Source organism: Cohnella baijiui (assembly GCF_020731285.1).
Classification (GTDB): Bacteria; Bacillota; Bacilli; order Paenibacillales; family Paenibacillaceae; genus Cohnella.
Window position 1 is genome coordinate 1 of record NZ_JAJFOW010000174.1, and the last position, 331, is coordinate 331.

Consider the following 331-nt stretch of genomic DNA (forward strand, 5'->3'; position numbering starts at 1 on the left):
GTGCGCGCTCGTCTACTTCCATCTCCAGTACGTCTTCCTCGTTCAGCGTTACAGAGCCGCCGGTTACTTTGTACTTCGGATGACCCATGATGGCGGAAGCGAGCGTAGATTTACCCGTTCCATTCGGACCCATGATGGCATGTACTTCGCCGCCTTTAATTTCTAGGTTCAAACCCTTAAGAATTTGTTTATCCTCAATCGCAACGGTTAGGTCTTTTATTTGCAAATGCGGTGTTCCTGCCATGAGTAAATTCCCTCCATCTAACTTTTATCATCTTCAAAACATGACGGGCAATCGCCATGAAAATAGAACAATTGTGTTCAATCCTCT

At 45.6% G+C, this 331-nt stretch carries 1 protein-coding gene; it reads right to left on the reverse strand.

The window, feature by feature from the left end; translation table 11 throughout:
* Positions 1-244 (reverse strand): ATP-binding cassette domain-containing protein (locus tag LKX83_RS32190; RefSeq protein WP_227887336.1); only part of this gene is annotated, 244 nt, incomplete at its 3' end.
* Between the last annotated feature and the right edge of the window lie 87 nt (positions 245-331).